This window comes from Psychrobacter raelei (genome assembly GCF_022631235.3).
Taxonomy (GTDB): domain Bacteria; phylum Pseudomonadota; class Gammaproteobacteria; order Pseudomonadales; family Moraxellaceae; genus Psychrobacter; species Psychrobacter raelei.
In genome coordinates this window covers 1-22,007 of record NZ_CP100399.2, presented here as the reverse complement: position 1 = coordinate 22,007, position 22,007 = coordinate 1, and the positions used below count along the sequence as shown (strand labels likewise).

The following is a 22,007-nucleotide window of genomic DNA, read 5'->3' as shown; positions in this document are numbered from 1 at the left end:
ACCTTATTTACTCTAATGCGGTTGCAGTTTACTGTGGCGGTGGAATTTTTATTATTAGAACCCACCCCGAAATCTGCTGCTATCTCTAGTTTTTAATTGATTTCGAAGGGTTTTATTTAACTACTTTAGGCGGATTTACCAGTGGAGGCGCGCCTTTAAAGCGCAGTAAACGTAACGCATTAAGAGTAACGATCACTGTTGCTCCAGCATCAGCTAGAACCGCAATCCATAGTCCAGTAATGCCGAATATGGTCGTGATCAGAAAGACGCCTTTGAGACCTAAAGCGAAAATGACGTTCTGATGAATGTTGCGCATGGTGGCACGTGAAAGTGCGATGAGATTAGCCATGTCCGTAACACGACTTTTTAATAATGCGATATCGGCCGTCTCAATGGCCACATCGGTACCACCACCCATCGCGATGCCAACATCGGCAGTTGCTAGCGCTGGCGCATCGTTAATACCATCACCAACCATCGCTATTTTGCGGTTGTTCTTCATCTCGTTAAGCAGGCGCAGTTTGTCCTCAGGCAACAGCTCAGCTTCCCATTCCACGTCTAAATTACTGGCAAGTGCTTGAGCGGTTAAGCGGTTGTCGCCTGTTAGCATGACGGAGCGCACACCCATCGCTTTGAGCTGAGCCACACCTTCATGAGCGTCGTCTCGTAATTCGTCTCTTAGCGCGATTAATCCAAGCACTTCACGGTTTTGCTCATCGAAAAGAACAGAGACGGTCTTACCCTCATTTTGCAGCGCCTCAATTTGCGCCTGTTGTGTGGATGAAATCAATGCCTCATCGGCTGCGTAAACAGGCGAACCGATAGCTAGCGCGCGCTCCGCGACAGTTGCGTGTACCGCTTTACCGGCAGTTGCAGAAGCATTGAAGGCCACAGGTATGAACACTTTAGCAGCTTCAGCATGACTAACAATGGCTTCAGCAAGCGGGTGACTAGAACCAGTCTCCACACTGGCAAAAAGTGCCAATATCTCATCTTGACCTTGAGAATTCTGACCTTGAATACTTGAGTCCTCTTGTGTAAAGGCAACAACATCGGTCACGCGTGGTTTGCCTTCAGTTAAAGTGCCTGTCTTGTCAAAAGCGACCGTCTTCACTTGGCCGATAGTTTCTAAAGCACTACCGCCTTTGATCAGCAAGCCACGGCGCGCACCAACAGCAAGACCAGAGGCGATGGCAGCGGGTGTTGATAGTACAAGAGCACAGGGACAGGCAATCAGCAACAGTGCTAGACCGCGATACAACCAAGTCGACCAATCTCCACCCATGGCTAACGGTGGAATGATAATAATTAGTGCGGCAATAGCCATCACTGCCGGTGTGTAATAGCGACTGAATTTCTCAATAAAACGGGCAGTGGGTGCTTTGGAGGCTTGGGCTTGCTCTACCAGCTCAATAATGCGCGAAATGGTGTTATCGGCGGCTGTCTTTTCTACGCGCACTTGGAGCACACCATCGATGTTAATTGACCCTGCAAATACATTGTCACCCATCGTCTTGGCAACAGGAACAGACTCTCCCGTCACGGGCGAATCATCAAGGCTGGACGCACCTTGAACAATGGAACCATCAGCAGATACCCTATCTCCAGGACGCACCAGCACAAGGTCATTCACTTGTAATGAAGTCGCTGGAACGTTACGCTGCCCACCTTGAGCATCAAGTAAAATTGCACTTTTCGGAACCAGCGATGATAAGGCTCTGATGCCAGCGCGAGCGCGATCAGCAGCGATACTCTCAAACAGTTCACCGATTGAGAACAAAAAGACAACCGCTGCGGCCTCTTCAGCTTCACCAATGATAAGTGCGCCAAGCACGGCGACGGACATCAGCGTTTCAATTGAAAAGAATGAACCTGTTTTAGCCAGTGCTAAGGCTTTGCGCGCAAATGGAAAAACGCCTACAATCACAGCGATGGCAAACACCCATATCCCATAAGCGGGCAACAGTAGTGACAGTGCATAACCGCTGCCCATCAAAATACCGAGGCCAACAACCTGTTTGCCTTTTTGAGTTTGCCACCATTGCTTATCCTGCGGAGCCATCTGATTGTCGCTGTCAATATCAATAGCCGATACAGTTTGTTGACCAGTATTGGCAGAGATGCCGAACCCTAGGCTTTTGATTGTTTTTTCGATATCACTAGCCTGAGTCGGCGCACCAGGGGCTAAATTTAGCTCTAGCGTTTCTGTAGCGAAATTCAGCTGAACATCAGAAACCCCAGGCATACGTTTCAAAGCTGTTTCAATCTTGCCGATGCAACTGGCACAGTCCATACCTTCAATATGATATTTCATAATAATTTACCCTTTGAATAATGATATTATGAACCCTATAGTGGCTTTAGAGTCAAGGTTATTTATCTACAGTTTCGTAATTTTAATTTCTCTAGCGCTAGTCTTTACAGCCACTTTAATTATTTAAATCATAGAGGTTGTTATGACAATCAAAATTGGTGAGCTCGCTAAACGCACAGGTGCCACAGTAGAAACCATTCGCTATTATGAAAAAGAGCGTTTATTACCCGAGCCTTTCCGTAGCGAAGGGAATTATCGTTTATATAATGAAGAGCACATTGAGCGTCTACAATTTATCCTACATTGCCGTACGCTCGATATGGCTTTAGATGATGTGCGAATCTTACTTGAATACTGGGAGTCGCCTGACAAGGACTGCGGCGATGTGAATAACTTGCTAGATGAGCACATTCATGCTGTGGAAATACGAATGGAAGAACTGATGCACTTAAAGCATCACTTGACCGTTTTGCGCCAGAAATGTGCAAGTAGTGCACCAGCGTCATCATGTGGCATTTTAAACGCGCTTGTCGATAACTCCTGTCATGAGTAATGATATCAGTAGTGTTCATTTCTGACGGATCAAATCATGAAAGGTTAAATACGCCCTGATGTTAAGCACAAAAAAACCCAGCAATGATATTAAGATCACTAGGGCGTGTTGAACATTGGGTATAAATTAATGGCAAAAAAAATAGCGAACGGTTAATCTTTAAGTTCTCACACAAAAAAGATATCGTTCGCTATGCCTCGCACTATGCTCAAAGATGAACACTGGACAAGACTGAAACCTATATTACTAGAACTTAATATCTATGACAAAGGAAATCTTAGACAAACGGTTGAAGGCGTGCTTTATCGCATGCGTGTTGGCTGTCCTTGGCGCGACTTACCCGAGTATTTTGGCAAGCCCAATACCATCTATAAAGCTTACCAGCGCTGGTCTCGCAGTAATAAGCTGATTGCATTATTTACGTTACTGATCAAAGACGCAGACCTTGAGTGGGTCTTCATTGATGGTACTCATATCAAGGCGCATCAGCACAGCAGTAGTGGCAATGAGAACCTACAATCCATTAGCAAAAGTGTGGCAGGCCGCGCGACCAAGATTCACTTAGCAGTTGATGCTCATGGCAATCCGATTACCTTTCTTTTATCAGATGGCACAACCCACGATGTCAAAGTCGCACCTGATTTAATAGATAAGGTTAATTTGAGTAATACAGAGGTTTTATGTGCCGATAAAGGCTATGATTCTGATGCGCTACGAGCCCATATTGAACAAGCAGGGACGCAGGATAACATCCCTCGAAAACGAAACACTCAGTATTCTAACGACCATATGGACTGGGACTTGTATAAAGCCAGGCATCTAGTAGAAAATGCTTTCGCTAAGCTAAAGCAGTATAGGGCGGTTGCCACCAGGTTTGATAAGCTCAAGCAGAGTTATGAAAATACGGTCGCTCTTGCTTGTGCTTATATCTGGCTCAAATTATGAATGTTCAACACGCCCTAGTCAGTTCAAAATAACATGGTGATAAATTGAAGAGTGCTACTGGAATGAATGTTGCGCAGCCTCTGTAATAACAGCATGCAAGGAAAATTTATACCAGTAGCACGATGTCATTTTTGCAGTGAATCGACTATAGCTTACTGGCTGCATTTTTACCTCGTCGTTACAGCTTCTAATACTCGACTATGTTAGATTTATCATTAATCCTTGAAGTTATTTACCATAAGTCTTAATAAATTTGAGTAACGTTATGAGTCAAGAAGATGCCAGTCATAAGCAAAATAAGCATTTGCCTCCAAGTGAGCCTATTGATGTCTATAAAAACAACGATAGTAACTATACTGCTGGCAATCAAGACGCTCATGATCATGACACTCACCTAGAGCAAAACACCGCACCAAGAGATACCAAAGGCTATCAGCGTACGTTACTGATTAGCTTTGTGATCATCACAGGCTATATGTTTATCGAGGCGATTGGTGGCTTACTGACAGGCAGCTTGGCGTTACTCTCTGATGCAGGACACATGCTCAGCGACGCCATCGCCCTTGGTGCGACGTTGATGGCATTTAAAATCGGCGAAAAAGCCGCCACCCATCAAAAGACCTTTGGCTATAAACGCTTTGAGATTATCGTGGCCACCGTCAATGGTGCGACGCTAGTAATTATCGCCTTGATGATTTTTTATGAAGCGATCAAACGCCTTAACTCACCGCCTGAGATTGCTACCCAAGGTATGCTAATCGTCGCCACCATCGGTATGCTGGTTAATATCTTGGTCGCTTGGCTGATGCATCGTGGTAGTAGCGGCAGCGATGGACACACCCACAGCCATGGAGCAAATGCAGACAAAGTAAATAAAGAAAAAGCAAATAAAAGCAATGATTCCAAAGAGCCTGTCAACCTCAATATGCAAAGCGCTTACTTGCATGTATTAAGTGATTTGATGGGCTCTGTCGCCGCGATCATCGCCGCTTTACTGATGATGGGGTTTGGCTGGGTTTGGGCCGATGCCGCAGCGTCGGTGATCGTCGCGGTACTTATCTTAGTAAGTGGTTACCGCGTTGTACGTGATTCGGTACATGTCTTGATGGAGGGCACGCCAGAAGGGATATCGCTGGTAGATGTGGAAGACAAGCTGCTTGCCCATCCACAAGTAAAACAAGTCCACGACCTGCATATTTGGAGCATCACCAGCGGGCTAAATGCGCTATCTTGCCATGTGATGGTCGATGGGGATATGAGAATCTCGGATGCCAGCGTATTGATTGCCAATCTTGAGCAAGGGTTGCTTGCGCTTGGTATTCATCACGCCACCATTCAGGTTGAAAGCTTGTCACACCCGCAGACCAGCGCCCATAGCGATGCATTGGTCTGCGACATATCAGAGCAGCAAAGCTCTGCGAATAACCATATCAGGCACAGTCACTAGTCACTAGGGCGTGTTGAACCTTCAACCATGGCACTGACAGAGACTATTTGTGAATGTTCAACACGCCTTACTGGGTTGGAGGAAATAACAACTATGTTGTGCTGACTTAGAAAGTCTTATTTATCATTCATAGCAAGGTAGATATTACGATCTGATGCGGATGCGTCATCCACGTATTTTGAATCGCGCCATGTCGTATAAGCATAGACACCACTGTATGGGCTGATGCTGTTCTGACGGAAGTCAGAAATCCAATTTGTACCATCGAAAATTTGAATATGGCCATGTGGACGCTTTGATGAGCGATCATAGACAATAACATCACCTACTTGGGTTGGCATATCATTGCTGATTTTGCTGAAACCTGCTTTCTCAAGTGTGCCACGAGTAGCGTACTGATAGGCTGAAGGATTTGGAGTGAACTCATAACCAGCTGATTGTAGTGCTTTACGTACGTAACGGGCACAATATCCAGAGCTGCCAGATAAAGCCACTTTTGAGGCGCGAGCAGCAGCGATAGCGGGGGCTGAATTGCTGTCAGGAACCTTATTGACTTGCTGCTGTTGTTTTTCAGCGTATAAGCGGCTGTTTAATGATGAAAGCTGATTCTCTTTTTGCTTGGCCTGCGCACTTAGGTTGCTAATTGCTTGACTAATTTCATCATTATTAGAAACATAAGCACCACTTTTGGTGCTATAGATGTTTTTTGATGAACCGTAGTTTGATGCCACAGAAGTATTGGTGATGGTATTATTTGTTTGAGAGATTGTGATAGCAGCACCACTCGTTTGTGCTATGCCCATACCCAGTACTGACAAAATCAATAAAGCCTGTTTCATAAATCTAATACCTACGGTTAATTCAAAATCGTCTGTTATCAACAACAGCGCAGTCAATTAAATCTCAATAACTCAAGTATATATATGTCATAGTGACTGATACTTCTGCTGCATATTATTCATATAAAAAATGATTATTGGCGATCACAGCTCATTGAAGTCTTACGAAGCTGTTACAAATCAAGCTGCTGACCAAAACACAAAGCCGACTTTAGCATAGGCTGTTTAGCCTGTCATTCCCCTTAAAAACCCCAAAAATACTTTTTTGATGTCGAAAAAATTGCTAATATCCCACATTTTACAATGTAAGTTTGTGTAACATGTACAGAATATAGCTGACTAGATTGACCACAATTTCTACTGTTTTATAAGCAAAAAAACGTCTGAGGGTTAAATCTATAATTTAGATTTAACCCTCAGACGTTTTTCTATTGGATGAAGTAATTACCCTATATAGGGTCTAACTAATTATTAAGATAATATAATAATTTATAATATTAATATAGATGCTAATTCCCTACTAGCTTATGTAATATTACGTAATTGTTTCGATACATCCTGTATATTCTTGTATTAACCCTTAGTCATTTATCTATTTTAAGGGTTAATAACCGATAAATTCGCTTACATTGTCATCAAAAGTTACAAATTCAAAGTTATTTTTAATTTTAAAGTCGCAATAGCTAATGAATTTTTTGATGAAGAATCATTTTATAAGCAATAGAACAGTCTTATACCTACCTCATTTACTTTTAACGCTAACACTATAATCAAAGTATTCTTAACTGCTAACACACTATAATTGCTGCTCTACCGATTCAATATCAGCATAAACTTGGGTTGTCCCGTCTTTATTGAGCTGCATAACCTGATAGGGCATGAATTTATTTTGATACTCCATACCTGGGCTACCAATAGGCATGCCAGGTACGGCAAGACCCATAGCTTGTACTGGCGGATTTTCTAAAAACTGCGCCATATATTTAGCGGGTACATGACCTTCAAAGACGTAACCATCCGTAGTGACTACAGTATGGCAAGAACGCATTTCATTTGGAACGCTGTAGCGCTCTTTAAATACGGCTAAGTCCGCAACATCTTGCGCGGTTGCACTTAGACCATTATCTTCTGCATGACTTATCCATTCTTTACAGCAGCCGCAATTGGCATCTTTATAGACAGTGGCTGATACGTTTTTTAGTAAGTCTGGTTTACTTACTGATGTCATCATAGAATTATTTATAACGTTTGGTTCAGCTGTCTTTGGAACAGCCAAAACATCTTCAGTTGATGCCGATGTTGTGCTTGCATCAGATACGCCACTACTCGGTTGGCTACAAGCAAATAGTGATGAGGCAGCCAGTAATAATAACGTACTACGCAACCCCTTAGACAGATAACGATTGCATATAAGACTGGATTTTATTTTTAAGGGGGGCATAGTGCTTTCTCATGTACTGTAGATATTGTGAGCTATAGAAGATCAAGTAACACTTCATATCGTTTGGTAATGTAGCATAATAACCCATTAAACGGAGTACGTAAATTCATCCATTGAGCAGTGCAGGCTGGTATCATAAGCAGTTTTTATTTTAAAATACTGCCTGTAGTATTAACGGCTCTATCTAAGTTTTGGATTTTGATTAAAAATTCAAGGCTCATAATTTTGGATAATTTGCGATGCGCCTGTCTACTATTAATCTACAAAAGCGTTTGAGTACTCACTTAAATCAATTACCGCTATCGCTTACGCTAGTAGTAGCATGGCTTGCAGGAGCTATTTTTTTATTTTCGCTAGCGCCTTATGGGTTTTGGCCGCTAGCAATAGTATCACCAGCGATTTTATATGCGCTGTTGGTGACAAGTATGAGTGGTCGTCGCGCTTTTATTATCGGTGAAGCTTACGGTATGGGGCTATGGTGCGTCGGCGGCTTTTGGCTCTATACTGCTATCCATGATTATAGCGATACACCAACGTGGCTCGCATTGATTATGATTGCATTGATGGGTCTCGGTATGGGACTATTTCATGGATTGTTAGCACTAGTCTTTAACCGTATGGTAGGCAAACAACCCTTTTCATTTGCTGCTCTTTGGGTGCTACAAGAATGGTTAAAAACTTGGTTATTCACAGGCTTTCCGTGGCTGTTTGTTGGTTATGCATTTACTGAAGAGTATTGGTTATCGTCCTTAGCACCCGTTGCTGGTGTTTTTTCCGTCTCTTTTGTTGCCATACTATTGGCTGCAAGTTTAGTAGAGCTACTGCTTCGGCGCAGTAGTTATGCCATCGTTTCTGTACTGTTATTAGCCATTAGCACATCATTATGGCTGGTCAATCCGCAATGGACAAAACCTAAGGGCACACCTGATCTGTCAGTGTCATTGATTCAAGGTAATATTTCACAAGATATAAAGTGGCTGACTAAGTATCAAGTAGAAACGCTAAAGATTTATGCGAAGTTAACACGCACTGAGTGGGGACGTGATGTTGTGGTGTGGCCTGAATCATCTATTCCTATGTTTCAGGATGAGGCTGCGGGCTTTATTAGTGAAATGATAGAAATGGCTAATGCGACCAATACGACATGGATAACTGGTATCCCTTATAAGGATAAAGCGGCATTCAATGCCAGTACGGATAAGTATCCCCCATTTTACAATAGCGTGATTGCTCGAGGTGTAGAAGCGGAAGGCCTATACAAGAAGCAGCGTCTAGTGCCTTTTGGAGAGTATATTCCATTTGAAGGCGTGCTCGATATTTTCCCAAGTTTGGCCGGTAGTCAGGATATTAAGAGCTATAGTCGTGGTAGTGATCAGCAGTCACCTCTAAAGGTGCGTGGACACAATATAGGGACGGCTATCTGTTATGAGGTAGCTTATCCAGATACCACGCGTAAAAATGCCATCGATACTGAATTTTTGTTGACCGTCTCTAACGATGCCTGGTTTGGCACTTCAGCAGGACCATTGCAACATTTGCAAATGGTACAAATGCGCGCGCTTGAGAACGGGCGCTGGTTTATTCGAGCGACCAATACTGGTGTTACCGCTATCATTAACCATAAAGGTCGTATTGTAAAACGCGCACCGCAGTTTGAGCGTACTGTACTACGTGGTGAGATACAGGCACGGGTTGGTAACACGCCCTTTATGCTTATGGGAAATTATCCTATCTTGATAATAATAACCTTGTTATTACTACTAAGCTATTTTGGCAAAGGTCTAACCACACTTAGAAGACGAGGGTAATAGTAAACTTAATCATAATAATTTAATCAGTGTAAGTTTTTTATTTTTTCTAGGTAACGTCCTAACTCACGTAAATATAAAAGTTTTAAACTATTGACCCCTGCCGTCAAATCCGTATACATAAACTTGGGAGATTTTAATTACGCAGCTTGACGATAATAATCAAACCACACCTGTCTTGGCGATTGATAGCCCAAACCCTTTTGAATCCTCGTCTGATTGTAGTACAGCTCGATATAACTGATAATATCATTGATGGCTGTGAACCTTGTTTTATAGTCTTGATGATATACCAGCTCATTGACCTCTGCCATCAAACCCGTGCAGTTTAACTTGGGTATTTTAGTTGTGTAGCATTTAGAGCACCCAGCCTCATCAAATCACACCCTCCCCCCAACACCTTTAAACTTCTCAACAAAAGCCGACATCTTCTGAAAAACACTTTGCTTCTTAGTTAGATACTGAGGATTAAGAGGACTTAGCTTAGGTAAGACCTCATTTAGCTCCGTACCATTCTCACTGGCGTACTCACGCTTTAAAGATGCGGTTATATAACGCTTAGCTGCCTCTTCATTAAGGTTTTCAGCAGCAATCATATCCTGAGCTTCACGCTGTTGTTCTATTTGAGCAAAATTAAAGAAGGCCTCAATAATACTAGATTTATCAGGAATATTGTCCAAGTTGGTTTTATTGATGAAATCTACCACCAGACTTTCTTTAGCGCGATTACCAAGGCTGGCTCTAATTACACGACGTACTTCTTCGACCAAGGCGGACTTATCCTTGGTATTCTTATTATGCTCAAAAATCAGCTCAAGGATGTAATCAAGGTTAATCTCTTGAGACTTAAGAAGATCCACCTCAAAAACCACTTCATCCCAGTCAAGCGAGGACTCGCTTTGATGCTTGGCTGCTTTTTCACGGCGCAGCCAATCACGTATGTCGTTATACGTTGATCGATAGTCTTGTACTTCTCGTTCAGCAGGTACATTGATGCTTTGCATGGCAGCAAGATCTTCATCCGTCAAATAGTGCTCAGCTTTGAATGTCTCAACTGCCTCAGCATCAGTATTATCTATGCTTTGAAGCGCTTTTAGGCTCGCGAACTCATCATAGTTTTGTAAGATGTTCTCGACACGTAAGTACTCGCCAAATAACTTAGCAAAGTCCTTTTTGTCCGCCTCTTTGACAATCTCATCAGGGTTAGGAAAGCGTTGCTGCAGCTCTTTAATCACCTCCAAATAGCCACGTCGTGCTTTGCCTGTCGCAATATCGGTAAAGCCTTCTAGATACTCCCTATAGCTTTTTTCTAACACGACGTTCTTAGTATTTCTATCACCAAACAAGGTGATGGCATCAATGGTCGCTTGCTCTAAGTCACGAAACGTCACGATATTACCAAAGGTCTTAGTGGCATCATAAATGCGGTTAGTACGTGAGAACGCTTGCATCAGCCCGTGATAACGAAGGTTTTTATCAACATAGAGCGTGTTTAAGGTTGGCGCATCAAAACCTGTGAGGAACATACCGACAACAATCAGTAAGTCCACATCCTGCTTAATAACGCGTCCTGCAAGATCACGGTAGTAGTTTTGAAAAGACTTACTGTCTACGCCGTAATTGGTCTTAAACATCTCGTTGTAATCATTAATAGCACGGCTTAAAAATTCTTTAGCACTGCTATTCATGGCGGTAGGCTCAAAGCCTTCGTCGGCAATATCACCGATTGCATCTTGTTCTTCATTGGCTGCATAAGAAAAGATAGTGGCAATCTTTAAGGGCCTCTCGCTGTCCTTTTGTAGCTCATTCAAGGCTTCATAGTAAGCCTTTGCTGCGTCCACACTACTAACAGCAAACATGGCATTAAAACCTTTACCACTTCCTTTTAAGCGATGGGTTTTTTGCCTAAAGCTTTTTAAAACGTACTTTGAGATCTCTTCAATACGATCAGGGTGTAATAATAGCTGCTTGTTTTCAGCAGCTGTGAGTTTCTTCTCATCTTGCTCGCTTTCAATGGCTTGAAACTGCGGGCGTACATCATTGTAGTCCACCTTGAACTTCAACACCTTCTCATCACGAATGGCATCAGTGATAACGTATGAATGCAGTTCATGGCCAAACACACTGGCAGTTGTCTCTGCACCCAAGGCGTTTTCTGGGAAGATAGGAGTGCCTGTAAAACCAAACTGGTAGTATTTTTTAAATTTCTTCTTTAAGTTCTTTTGGGCTTCACCAAACTGGCTACGGTGTGCCTCATCAAAGATAAACACCACTTGTTTATGATAAATGGGTAAGTCAGCCTCACCTTTGATCAGGTTATTTAGCTTTTGAATGGTGGTGACAACAATTTTATTATCATCTTTTTCAAGATTACGCTTGAGTCCTGCGGTACTGTCGGAGCCATTAACGCTATCAGGGGAGAAGCGCTGGTACTCTTTCATGGTTTGATAATCAAGATCCTTACGATCCACCACAAAAAACACCTTATCAATAAAAGGTAGCGAAGTTGCTAAGCGGGCAGCTTTAAAGCTGGTTAAAGTCTTACCTGAGCCTGTGGTATGCCAAATATAGCCGCCACTCTCAAGAGTGCTCCACTTCTTGGCTTGATAAGCACTGTTTATTTTCCATAAGATGCGCTCAGTAGCAGCAATCTGATACGGACGCATCACTAATGAGGTGTTACTCACATCAAAGACGGTGTAATGCATCAGCACGTTTAGTAGGGTATTTTTTTGAAAGAATGTCGCGGTAAAATCTTTTAGATCTTTGATTAGGGTGTTATCTGATCTCGCCCAGTTCATGGTGAAATCAAAGCTGTTTTTATTGCGCTTGGTGGTATTGGCAAAATAGCGGGTATCGGTGCCGTTTGAGATCACAAACAGCTGTAGATATTTATATAAAGAGTTATCGGAGTTAAAGCTCTCTTTGCTATAACGATGTACTTGGTTAAATGCTTCACGAATGGCAATACCACGTTTTTTAAGCTCAATTTGCACCAAGGGCAAGCCATTGACCAAAATAGTCACATCATAGCGATTGGCCTGTGTGCCTTTTTGAGCAAACTGTTTAATGACCTGTACTTTGTTACGTGGGATGTTTTTTTTGTCCAGCAGGGCAATGTTCTGCAGGTGTCCATTATCAAAGGTAAAGTCATAGATATGGTCATCATGAATCTTTCGAGCTTTGTCCGTGATGTTATCGCTCGGATTATCAAGATACTCCATTACAAAGCGCTGCCACTCAGCATCTGTAAACTGCACCTCATTTAAGGTCTGCAGCTGTACACGTACGTTAGCGAGCATCGTTTCAGGCGAGTTTAAACCAGGGACAAACTCATATCCCTGGTTTTGTAAGTCTTTGAGTAGTTCACGCTCTAGATCATCTTCAGTCTGATACCCCCCATCAGGCTGATCGCACTTGGTATATTTATTTAAAACGATGAAATTATTCGATTCAGCAATGGTTTTTGTTTGGTCAGTCATGAGATGCTACCTCAGGCTTGGGGAAGCTTAACAGCAGGTCACGGTAATATTCATATTGCTGCTGACGTAGCTCTATTTCACGCGGCAAGCCTTCGGTCAGCGATGTGGTTAAGGCGTCGAATTTATCGAGAATAGAGACGATACGTTTTTGCTCAGAAATTGGCGGGATTGGGATTTTAAAGCTCTTCACTTTGGCATCAGAAACCGCAGGATAAGCGGATCCACTTTGAACATCCTCAAGATAGGTTTTAAAGTTAGATGAGGATAAGTAAAAATAAATCCATTTTGGAATTACAGCACTAGGGTTCGCTCTTAAGACGCAGTATCCTGTACTAACGACCCCACCGGAGTACTCATCGTCAATCAAGCAGATTCTTTGCTGGGTTGGTCTAGTTGTTGCAAAAATGACATCATCCTTTTCAACCAACTTTTTTGCTCTGCTTGGAGCATTTTCAGCTGTTATTTCCGTGGTTTCAGTAATTTTGTTATTTTCACGACTCACAGACGAAAGGTCAATGTATCGATAGACTGAGTCTGTATCGCTCCATTTAATATTGCTTGTTGATAGAGTCAACTCACTTAATTCCTTCCACTCAACCTCACCCTCTTCAAACGTCAGTAACTCATCACGATAGTACGCATACTGCTGCTGACGTGCTGTAAGTTCTGCTGTAAGTTCTGCTGTAAGTTCGGTAAATGTGTCTAAAATTCGGACGATTTCGGCTTGAACGTTGAGCGGTGGTATGGGTATTTTTGCTTTACCTAGACCTTTAGCATTTATTGCCGAAATCTTTCCTGAAGAAATATATGGCTTAATCTGATCTTGAAACATTTTAGTTCTCAAGAAGTAAGATACGTACTTTGGATTTAGTGGGCTTTTATATGAAAAGCAAGCATCATGAATTACAACACTTGACTCTCCCAACCACGCTGTTCCTCTCCCAATATCCTCAATAGTTTCTCCTGCTGCAACAATCACCACATCGCCACATTCCGCAACTCTTAATTTAGAGGCTAAGTCTTTATCAACAAACGATTTAGATGTATTGGCCCAAATATCATAATGAGTGTACATCTCTCCATAATGGATACATGGAAACCCTTCTGAAATCATATCTTTTTTTACAAACCTTTTACCTCTTTGAAATTTTCCAACCTCTTCCAGCAACTTCCACTCAACCTCAACCCCATCAAGTAGCTTTTCCATATAACTTAGCTCACTCATGCCTCAATCTCCGCAACGATTTGATCGATATCAGCACGCAGCTTATCAATCTTAGCAACTGTCGTTTTAAGCTCGCTATTTAAAGTCTTAATATCAATAACCTCACGCGTATCTTCTGCTTCTACGTAAGCACTTACCGATAAGTTATAGTCATTTTTAGCAATAGCGCTGTTATCAACACTGGCAGACAAATAATCCGTATCTTCTTTAGTATCAAACAAAGTCATGATCTGCTCGATATGCGCATCAGTCAGTACGTTAGTATTCGTCTCTGACTTAAACAGCTTACTGGCATCAATAAACTGCGTCTTACCCTCTGTTTTGTGCTTGGATAGCACTAAGATATTAACCGAGATACTGGTTCCAAAGAATAAGTTGGGTGCTAAGGAGATCACCGTCTCTACATAGTTGTTATCTACCAAATACTGACGAATCTTTTGTTCAGCACCGCCGCGATAGAATATCCCAGGGAAGCAGACAATAGCGGCGCGGCCCTTACTCGATAAGTAATTTAATGCATGAAGCACAAAAGCAAAGTCCGCCTTTGATTTAGGGGCTAATACGCCCGCTGGCGCAAAACGCTCATCATTAATTAAGGTCGGATCATCACTACCAATCCACTTCACTGAATACGGTGGGTTAGAGACAATCGCATCAAAGGGTCTATCCTCCCCAAAATGCGGATCTAGCAGCGTGTTACCAAGCTTGATATTAAATTTGTCGTAGTTCACGTTATGTAAAAACATATTCATACGTGCAAGGTTATAGGTGGTGTGGTTAATCTCTTGACCAAAAAACCCCTCTTCAATGATGTGATTATCAAAGTGCTTTTTAGCTTGCAGCAATAAAGAGCCAGAGCCTGCAGCTGGATCGTAGATTTTATTAACCGTTTCTTGTTTATGCATCGCAATTTGAGCAATCAGTTTAGACACGCTTTGAGGGGTGAAGAACTCACCGCCTGATTTACCCGCATTGGCCGCATAGTTTGAGATCAGATACTCATAAGCATCGCCAAATAGATCAATCTCACTGTCCTCAAACTGATGCAGCTTAAGGCCAGCTACCCCTTTAAGTACCGCAGCTAAACGAGTATTTTTATCCGCAACAGTATTACCTAATCGATTACTGGTGGTATCAAAATCAGCAAACAGCCCCTTAATATCAGGCTCAGACGGGTAGCCATTAGCCGAGCTTTCAATCTCTTTAAAAATAGCAGCCAAATCCGTATTTAAGTTCTCGTTTCTATGCGCATTGGCTGCTACGTTAGCAAACAGCTGACTTGGGTATATGAAATAACCCTTAGTCTTAATCGCATCGTCTTTAATATCAGCAGTAATCACCTCATCCAAAAGAGCGGCATAATTAACGCTCTCATCCCCCGCCTCAATATAATGGGCAAAGTTCTCACTGATAAAGCGGTAGAACAAAGTCCCCAACACATACTGTTTAAAATCCCACCCATCGACTGAGCCACGAACCTCGTTTGCAATTTGCCAAATTTGTCGATGCAGTTCCGCACGTTGTTGGGTACTTGTCATGATAAAAAATCCTGTAAAAAAATAAGAGACTAAAACTTACGCACATTGTGCCTAACTAAAAATACATTATCCACGATAACCGTCATCATGGGGAGGAAATGCATCAACCTGCGGATCTGAGAACAACTCACGGATGTCATTATCCGTATAGTCCGTGTCATCAGGTTGCTCAACTTGATCATGCTCTTGCTCAGCTGGATGATCATCAGCTTTAGACACCTCTTCCTCTAAGCCAATATCACCCCCCAAGCTTTTCACCATACTTGCAAACAACTCTTTGTCTGACTTTCTGGTTAAAAATTGTGGGAAGTTTTTCGCAAAGTAATTTTGAATAAATTTTTCATCCTCACTCTCTCCTGCTAACACCTGTCCTAAAAAAGCGCCCATCAATATTTTTTGTTTATTTAAGCGCTTATCAAGCTTTACTTGTTGCAGCTTAGCTTTACGCTTTAATTCCTCTAAGCGTTGACGCTCTTTTAACTCATTGGCTTCTTGATTATCAAAAATAGATACAGACATCATTAACTCCTTTTATTAATATTGATCTAGCATAGCAAGGCGCTAGGCATCATTCAATAATCCATGCTACTCTTTAAGATAGAATAATCATAAACCTGATACATTTTATTTTAATGGGTGATGGTTGGGTCCCCCTGACTAAGGGCGAAGTAACGACTCAGTTTTTAATCTATCCACTTCGTTACTACATTAAAAACTGAATCGCCCTTCGTTGGGGACACCCCAAACCCCGCACACCACGAAAAGATGTGGTGTGCAAAACCTTTAACCTAAGGCCAGCTATTATGACTATGGTGCATATTGCGACTAAAGCAATTTCTAGAAAAGCAGGACAGTCCGCTGTGGCCTGTGCCGCATATCGCGCTGGTGATGTTTTAGAGGATGCTAAGTATGGCAAGGTTCATGATTACTCTAAAAAAAATGGGGTAATGAGCAGTGATATTGTGATGCCTGCTTCGTTAAGAAAAGGGTATGTCAAGATTGATCGCGAGATACTTTGGAATACTGCTGAAGCATTTGAGGCAAGATCTGATAGCCGTGTGGCGCGTGAGTGGTTGATTAATTTGCCTTATGAGCTACCTGAAGATGAGCGTCATGCGCTTGCTCTAGAGTTTGCACAAAAGCTGTGTGATGACATGAATGTGATTGCCGATGTGTGTCTGCATCGCCCTGTGATGAAGCTGCCCTTTGATCCTAATGCCAAGCCCAGCTCTAAGCGGCTGCGTGAAGGGGAGCAAAACCCTGACCCGCGTAATTTTCATGCCCATATTATGGTGACGACGCGCGCGCCAGTGATTGAGCCGGATGGTAGGTTGGCATTTGACCCTAAATTTAAAATCCCTTTTGAGTGGTCTAATAAAAAGCGTAAACAAAATGACCTCCCCTCCTCAAGGGAGGAGATTAAGCGTATTCGTAAGCTTTGGGTGGACACTGCCAATCAAAGACTTAAACAGCGTAATTTACCGCTTATGGATGAGCGTAGTTATAAGGACCAAGGACTTGATCAACAGCCCACCATTAAGATGGGAGTTGAGGCAACTGCCATGGAGCGCCGAGGTATTGCTACCGAAAAGGGAGAAACTAACCGTAAGATTCAAGCACGCAATCACGCCGTGTTAGAGCAAAGGAGAGAAGATGAGCGACGAATTAAACAATATCGAGACGGACTTGCTTGGGCAACTGATCAAAATGAGAGATTATCTGGACTCATTGCAGACACAGAACGACGAGCTGATAGCACAAAACGATGCATTGAAGACGCAAAATCAGGCACTGCTTGGGCAACTAAGCGATGCGAAAACTTACCAAATAGAATTGATGACGCAGACAAAGCAAACCATAAAGCACAACAAAGAATTGATCTCTCAAAACGCTGGGTTACTGCAAACTCAAAAAGAGCTGCAGACAGCGAATCAATCGCTCAGAGCATCCATCAAGACGCTACAAAGCGAGCAAGACCTGCCCCAACCCCGTTCGATGACAAAGCGCGACGAGCAAGAGCTGCTCTACTTGATCAGCAGCAAGGACGAATTGATAGAGAAACTAGAAGAGCAACTTATGAAGATAAGAGAAGATCTGAACGTGCTGAACAGCTTAAGCTAAGACTTGCTCATAAATTACTCACGGCCACCCAACCCGATAATTGTTTGAGATCTGGCTGGAATGAGGACCCTAATGATTACCCTGATAAATATGACTATAGACAAATTGAGGTGATTAAAGACTTTGTGACATCACTTAATCTTCAAAGTAAGGATTTTAGAGACAATTTGATAGCGGTTAAAAACAAGATTGATGAGCGCTTTATTACCAACAACAAGGACCTTATCCACCTGGTTAATCATCCTAAGCAGGAGCGTGAGCAGTATAACGAGCGTTTAACGGCGTGGTTTGAATTTAAAGAAGATATTGACCAAAAAAGAGCTGATTTCAACCAAAGCATTATTCCTAAATTAGGCGGTAGCGCCGGAGAGGTGGGTAGTATGACCCGAGATATCATTTCATCATTTGACTACATTCGAGGGTTAGATCATTTTATTTCTGATGACAAACAAACCATAGAGGCCAGAGAATTAGCTAAATCTCATAGATCAGATACGCTTAATAGTACTTGCCAACAATTCAAGTATGCCTACTCTGATGTGGTCAAACTGCCTAGTGGTCAGCGAGAGAGTTATATAAACGCTCTAAATTCGACTGTAGAGGTGTTTAAAAATATTTATGGTAGTCAGTTACTAGATGAACAAAACAAAGCCATAGAGGCCGGTTTACGTGCGTTTAATAACGATTTACAACGATCTCATAGACCTTCAAGAGGTTTTGGTCGATAAAACACCTTTAGCTAAGAGAAATATGAGTGAATTTTAGATCCAGATAATCATCATGGTCTTCGATTATTTGAGGGTTTTTCTTGTTGTTTTTTTATTTTAAAACAAAAAATCTGTTTTTTAGTTTTTAAAAGTTATTAAAAGCTTTTTAGGTCACTGGGAGAGTTTGTTCTATAAAGGGTTGAGCCATCTAAGTAGGAGGGATTGACGCACGAAGGGGGAGAGATTGACGCACAAGTAGGAGGGATTGACGCACGAAGGGGGAGAGATTGACGCACAAGTAGGAGTAATGTTAAATTACCTCCTACTTTATGAGCTGAGGGTTAAAATTATGACTACCGTTGTTACTTCTACAAATAATAAAAATCCGTTGGCTGTTATGCACAATGACTTAGTACGTGCGTCATACGATATGACAGTAAACGAATTACGTTTATTGCTTATTGTTTTGTCGCAAATGCCGAAATCAGAAAATGAAGAGTTTGATCCTAATCAGCCCTGCTATGTGACAAAAGAGGATTTTGTTCGCCTTGGCGTTGAGCCGAAAAACGTAGTTCGTGAGATTAGAACAGCTTGTAAATTAATGCGTAAAAAAGAGTTTAGGATTGATACTCCAGTTGGAGAGCTAATTTACCCTATCTTTGATAGTGTTCTGAATGTTAAAGACGAAGTGTATAAAAAGCTAAAAGACAAATATCCCAATTCCAAATACGATGAAGAGTTTATAAGAGAATTAAGGCTATATAACTTGTTAGATGTCTTAGATATTGTGGCTAATAGTGATGCTAATATCGTTGTACGCATGGTCATACATCGGGAAGTTGTACCTTACCTCGTTAAGCTACGTAAAAACTTTACAAAGCTATATCTTGATGAATTTTTTACTTTTAGTAGTTCTTATAGCTTCAGAATATATTTTATGATGATGCAATTTAGAGATGAGAAAAAGGCCAAGTGGTGGTGTAAAATCAGTCTTAAAGATTTGCGCAATGCTTTAATGCTGGAGGATAAATACAAGGCGAACAAAGACCTTAAAAAATGGGTTATAGAGGCAGCAATAGATGAAATTAATAATAAGTCACCAATTGAAGCATCTTACGAACTAGAAATGACAGGAAAAAAATATACCCACCTTATCTTAAAATATCAGCTAAAAGACAAAAAGAAGAGCAAATCAATTGATGTTTTTGAGAGTGCTGAAATAACATCTATCAAACGTTTGACTGATAAACAACTGGCTAGAGCAGTACATAGCAAGAAGTTTATTGCAGATTATAACGGCCTAATAGCAGCTCAGAACCCTGCTAACCAATCAAGTGGCGCTTGGATCAGCCACATGGTTGAATGGGTTAAAAAAGATCCTAAACGCTTTACCAAACGTCCTATGCAAGAGTATTTGGACGATGAACAAGCGCCTAGATTCTGAATCCGCTTCACCCTGGCATAAGCGGCTTAAAGCCCCTGGTTCAAAAAGAATCAGGGGCTTTTTCATGAATCTCAGCTTAAAAAACTATCAAGCGAAGTCATTTAACGTAAGGTTATTTATGTGAATAATGATATTTTCCGTTAAGCCGCATAATTAAAATTTACCAAGTTTAACTGTACGGATTTGACAGCAAGGGTCAAATTTCCTCATGTCCAAATCTTTTTCTATTATCTTAGCAGCTAGTTTCTGCTCTTATGTGCTATTGTTTTTTAGTTTGTGAAGATCTTTTTTTTGAGGGAGGTGTCATGCCTAATAGTTGTGCAAAGTTGTTAGCAGATAAGCAGCTGACTGTGATCTTTATTGAAAGTGCTACGGCAGGCTATCTTGCACATCGCTTCTCTTTAACACCTTATTCAGGCGATGTACTAATGGGCAGCTTGGTGTGTTATGACGTGAGAATAAAACAAAGTATGCTAAATATATCAAGTCACCTTATTGATAAGTATACGCCTGAATCTTCTGAAGTAACTGAGGAGTTAGTGAATAAAACTAAAGAAATCATCAAGGCAGATATATATGTCGCCTGTACAGGATTGTTAAAGTCCGGTGGTTCTGAAACACAGGAGAAACCGGTAGGTACGTTTTTTTATTGTATTAGTTATAAAGATGAGATTCATAATTTTCGTAGTGTTTGCCAAGGTCCGCCTAAACAAAAGCTTCGCACCATTAATAGCCTGATTTGTAAGAGTGTTATTGATGTTGTAAGTCAGCCCTAATAGTAGGACGTGTCCTCAATTCGTGCCACTGGATTTGGCTCTGAGATCAATTCACACATAACAATACACTAAGTGCCATGAGGAGAGGTGCCCCTCTAGCTACAACGGAGTACAGTTTTTTAAAATTTGGTTACCTTACAATCTTGTTATTAATGGCTTTAGCCCATCCTATGCACTTATTCTGACATCGCCCACAGGGTTGATCTACCTTCAAAGGTTTATCAACATAGCCGCAATACATGCAAGCATAATACTCATCGGCATTTATCTGATCGACTAATTTATATTGCTTAGGAAAAAGTGGTAAACCATAACGTACCTGGTCGTGAGGGTATAATAATAGGCTAAAATCTCCAGTGGTCTCTAACAGACCAACTCGAACTTGACCTAAATGTTCAACACCTTGCATACGCATTTCAGAAAAAAATTCATCATGTGACATCTCACCTCCTTCAATTTTCTCAAGGACCAATAGACCATCTTCTACGATATAAAGCGAAGTACCTTCTAAAAGGTCTTCAAATGGCTGGTATTTCATCATAAGCCAAGTACATAATCGATAGAGACATATTACAATGCTCATAATAAGCAATGCCTGAATTAATGGTAAATCCTTAGTAAACATAGGGTCCCCTGCGATGGACCCTAATGATAAAATGATAGTTAACTCGAATATAGAGAGCTGCCTAACACCACGCTTCCCAGTGAACCGTAGAAATAAAATGATCATGATAAACATCACAGTGACACGCACAGCAATTTCAGCAGCAAATGCCCACGTCGTATCGAGAATAAATATATTGGCCCAATCCATAGGTTCTTTTCCTACAAGGTAAATGCTTAAGAAAGTTGTCACGGCCACTAAAATTATCTATGGTCAACCTTCTTTAATCTGAATTGATTTCTCAAATTACAACACAACCTACACATATGTAAGACTGCTGCAATAAGGATTAAATCACATAGAACACTAAAAACGTTCATGCTACATACATTTGTTTTAGCCGTGCTTATAGTATTTATATCAACTGATTATTAGTTAAGAAGTTGATGAGTACAAGTTACTTAATCATAAGCCAAGGAGTATGGAAATGAACAGTGAAACCTTAAAAGGTGAATGGAACCAACTTAAAGGTAGTGTTAAGCAGAAGTGGGCAGAACTAACTGACGATGATTTGACTCATATCGAAGGTAGCCGCGATAAGTTGGTAGGACGATTACAAGAACGTTCTGGCCGAACTAAAGAAGAGGTGGAACGTGAGGTTGATGATTGGCGTCGTGAGAACGACTACTAGCAACGAGTATTAATTTTAAAATATAAAAACAATAAGATCATACCTTAAATATCGCTCCTAACCGCATTTTTT

General features: G+C 41.5%; 16 protein-coding genes and 1 pseudogene. 8 read left to right on the top strand and 9 right to left on the bottom strand.

The window, feature by feature from the left end; all coding sequences use genetic code 11:
- Nucleotides 1-112 precede the first annotated feature (112 nt).
- On the bottom strand, nucleotides 113-2,314 hold the full coding sequence (locus MN210_RS13200; protein ID WP_077450565.1) for a heavy metal translocating P-type ATPase: 2,202 nt from the start codon (nucleotides 2,312-2,314) through the stop codon (nucleotides 113-115).
- Between the two features lie 142 nt (nucleotides 2,315-2,456).
- On the opposite strand from MN210_RS13200, the gene cadR reads away from it, so the two are divergent.
- From cadR to MN210_RS13185, 3 genes are all read left to right on the top strand, one after another.
- The gene (gene cadR, locus MN210_RS13195) at nucleotides 2,457-2,867 is read left to right on the top strand and encodes a Cd(II)/Pb(II)-responsive transcriptional regulator (protein ID WP_007394845.1); all 411 of its coding nucleotides are present in this window, start codon (nucleotides 2,457-2,459) and stop codon (nucleotides 2,865-2,867) included.
- Nucleotides 2,868-3,059: 192 nt separating this feature from the next.
- The gene (locus MN210_RS13190) at nucleotides 3,060-3,812 is read left to right on the top strand and encodes an IS5 family transposase (protein WP_011959606.1); all 753 of its coding nucleotides are present in this window, start codon (nucleotides 3,060-3,062) and stop codon (nucleotides 3,810-3,812) included.
- A 265-nt stretch (nucleotides 3,813-4,077) separates the two neighbouring features.
- Nucleotides 4,078-5,259 (top strand): cation diffusion facilitator family transporter, encoded by a 1,182-nt coding sequence (locus MN210_RS13185; protein WP_110817425.1) that lies wholly within the window; start codon nucleotides 4,078-4,080, stop codon nucleotides 5,257-5,259.
- 116 nt (nucleotides 5,260-5,375) lie between these two features.
- On the opposite strand, the gene MN210_RS13180 is transcribed toward MN210_RS13185, so the two are convergent.
- Together MN210_RS13180 and MN210_RS13175 are read right to left on the bottom strand one after the other, a co-directional pair.
- A complete protein-coding gene (locus MN210_RS13180) occupies nucleotides 5,376-6,098 on the bottom strand; it encodes a CHAP domain-containing protein (protein ID WP_068405068.1) in 723 nt (240 codons plus the stop codon).
- Nucleotides 6,099-6,894: 796 nt separating this feature from the next.
- On the bottom strand, nucleotides 6,895-7,539 hold the full coding sequence (locus MN210_RS13175; protein WP_007394850.1) for a DUF411 domain-containing protein: 645 nt from the start codon (nucleotides 7,537-7,539) through the stop codon (nucleotides 6,895-6,897).
- Between the two features lie 239 nt (nucleotides 7,540-7,778).
- Between MN210_RS13175 and lnt the strand changes: the two genes are divergently transcribed.
- Complete coding sequence (lnt, locus tag MN210_RS13170) at nucleotides 7,779-9,347, top strand: apolipoprotein N-acyltransferase (RefSeq protein ID WP_077451561.1); 1,569 nt, start codon at nucleotides 7,779-7,781, stop codon at nucleotides 9,345-9,347.
- A gap of 140 nt (nucleotides 9,348-9,487) precedes the next feature.
- On the opposite strand, the pseudogene MN210_RS13165 reads toward lnt, so the two are convergent.
- From MN210_RS13165 to MN210_RS13145, 5 genes and pseudogenes are all read right to left on the bottom strand, one after another.
- Nucleotides 9,488-9,649, bottom strand: a pseudogene (locus MN210_RS13165) (IS3 family transposase); the annotation flags it as partial.
- Between the two features lie 78 nt (nucleotides 9,650-9,727).
- Entirely contained in the window at nucleotides 9,728-12,829 is a 3,102-nt protein-coding gene (locus MN210_RS13160; protein ID WP_338412868.1) for an HsdR family type I site-specific deoxyribonuclease, read from the bottom strand.
- On the bottom strand, nucleotides 12,822-14,054 hold the full coding sequence (locus MN210_RS13155; RefSeq protein WP_255017122.1) for a restriction endonuclease subunit S: 1,233 nt from the start codon (nucleotides 14,052-14,054) through the stop codon (nucleotides 12,822-12,824). The genes MN210_RS13160 and MN210_RS13155 overlap by 8 nt, the downstream gene beginning before the upstream one ends.
- Entirely contained in the window at nucleotides 14,051-15,592 is a 1,542-nt protein-coding gene (locus tag MN210_RS13150; protein ID WP_338412867.1) for a type I restriction-modification system subunit M, read from the bottom strand. The genes MN210_RS13155 and MN210_RS13150 overlap by 4 nt, the downstream gene beginning before the upstream one ends.
- A gap of 66 nt (nucleotides 15,593-15,658) precedes the next feature.
- Entirely contained in the window at nucleotides 15,659-16,111 is a 453-nt protein-coding gene (locus MN210_RS13145) for a hypothetical protein (RefSeq protein WP_338412866.1), read from the bottom strand.
- 284 nt (nucleotides 16,112-16,395) lie between these two features.
- On the opposite strand from MN210_RS13145, the gene MN210_RS13140 reads away from it, so the two are divergent.
- From MN210_RS13140 to MN210_RS13130, 3 genes are all read left to right on the top strand, one after another.
- Complete coding sequence (locus MN210_RS13140; protein WP_338412865.1) at nucleotides 16,396-18,441, top strand: MobA/MobL family protein; 2,046 nt, start codon at nucleotides 16,396-16,398, stop codon at nucleotides 18,439-18,441.
- 328 nt (nucleotides 18,442-18,769) lie between these two features.
- A complete protein-coding gene (locus MN210_RS13135) occupies nucleotides 18,770-19,864 on the top strand; it encodes a replication initiation protein (RefSeq protein ID WP_338412864.1) in 1,095 nt (364 codons plus the stop codon).
- A gap of 305 nt (nucleotides 19,865-20,169) precedes the next feature.
- Nucleotides 20,170-20,640 carry a CinA family protein gene (locus tag MN210_RS13130; RefSeq protein ID WP_338412863.1) on the top strand — a complete coding sequence of 157 codons (471 nt, stop codon included), beginning with the start codon at nucleotides 20,170-20,172 and terminating at the stop codon, nucleotides 20,638-20,640.
- Between the two features lie 130 nt (nucleotides 20,641-20,770).
- Here the strand turns inward: MN210_RS13130 and MN210_RS13125 are convergent, their stop codons facing one another.
- Nucleotides 20,771-21,454: a DUF421 domain-containing protein gene (locus tag MN210_RS13125; protein ID WP_201542256.1), complete on the bottom strand. Its 684-nt coding sequence runs from the start codon at nucleotides 21,452-21,454 to the stop codon at nucleotides 20,771-20,773.
- Between the two features lie 277 nt (nucleotides 21,455-21,731).
- Between MN210_RS13125 and MN210_RS13120 the strand changes: the two genes are divergently transcribed.
- Nucleotides 21,732-21,935 (top strand): CsbD family protein, encoded by a 204-nt coding sequence (locus MN210_RS13120; protein ID WP_255017131.1) that lies wholly within the window; start codon nucleotides 21,732-21,734, stop codon nucleotides 21,933-21,935.
- Nucleotides 21,936-22,007: the final 72 nt, after the last annotated feature.

Bases quoted from the DNA above. Each gene is read 5' to 3' on its own strand.
- MN210_RS13155 (WP_255017122.1), bottom strand. From the start codon at position 14,054: ATGAGTGAGCTAAGTTATATGGAAAAGCTACTTGATGGGGTTGAGGTT.
- MN210_RS13145 (WP_338412866.1), bottom strand. From the start codon at position 16,111: ATGTCTGTATCTATTTTTGATAATCAAGAAGCCAATGAGTTAAAAGAG.
- MN210_RS13150 (WP_338412867.1), bottom strand. From the start codon at position 15,592: ATGACAAGTACCCAACAACGTGCGGAACTGCATCGACAAATTTGGCAA.
- MN210_RS13175 (WP_007394850.1), bottom strand. From the start codon at position 7,539: ATGCCCCCCTTAAAAATAAAATCCAGTCTTATATGCAATCGTTATCTG.
- MN210_RS13200 (WP_077450565.1), bottom strand. From the start codon at position 2,314: ATGAAATATCATATTGAAGGTATGGACTGTGCCAGTTGCATCGGCAAG.
- cadR (WP_007394845.1), top strand. From the start codon at position 2,457: ATGACAATCAAAATTGGTGAGCTCGCTAAACGCACAGGTGCCACAGTA.
- MN210_RS13160 (WP_338412868.1), bottom strand. From the start codon at position 12,829: ATGACTGACCAAACAAAAACCATTGCTGAATCGAATAATTTCATCGTT.
- MN210_RS13130 (WP_338412863.1), top strand. From the start codon at position 20,170: ATGCCTAATAGTTGTGCAAAGTTGTTAGCAGATAAGCAGCTGACTGTG.
- MN210_RS13125 (WP_201542256.1), bottom strand. From the start codon at position 21,454: ATGGATTGGGCCAATATATTTATTCTCGATACGACGTGGGCATTTGCT.
- MN210_RS13190 (WP_011959606.1), top strand. From the start codon at position 3,060: ATGCCTCGCACTATGCTCAAAGATGAACACTGGACAAGACTGAAACCT.
- MN210_RS13120 (WP_255017131.1), top strand. From the start codon at position 21,732: ATGAACAGTGAAACCTTAAAAGGTGAATGGAACCAACTTAAAGGTAGT.
- MN210_RS13185 (WP_110817425.1), top strand. From the start codon at position 4,078: ATGAGTCAAGAAGATGCCAGTCATAAGCAAAATAAGCATTTGCCTCCA.
- lnt (WP_077451561.1), top strand. From the start codon at position 7,779: ATGCGCCTGTCTACTATTAATCTACAAAAGCGTTTGAGTACTCACTTA.
- MN210_RS13140 (WP_338412865.1), top strand. From the start codon at position 16,396: ATGACTATGGTGCATATTGCGACTAAAGCAATTTCTAGAAAAGCAGGA.
- MN210_RS13180 (WP_068405068.1), bottom strand. From the start codon at position 6,098: ATGAAACAGGCTTTATTGATTTTGTCAGTACTGGGTATGGGCATAGCA.
- MN210_RS13135 (WP_338412864.1), top strand. From the start codon at position 18,770: ATGACTACCGTTGTTACTTCTACAAATAATAAAAATCCGTTGGCTGTT.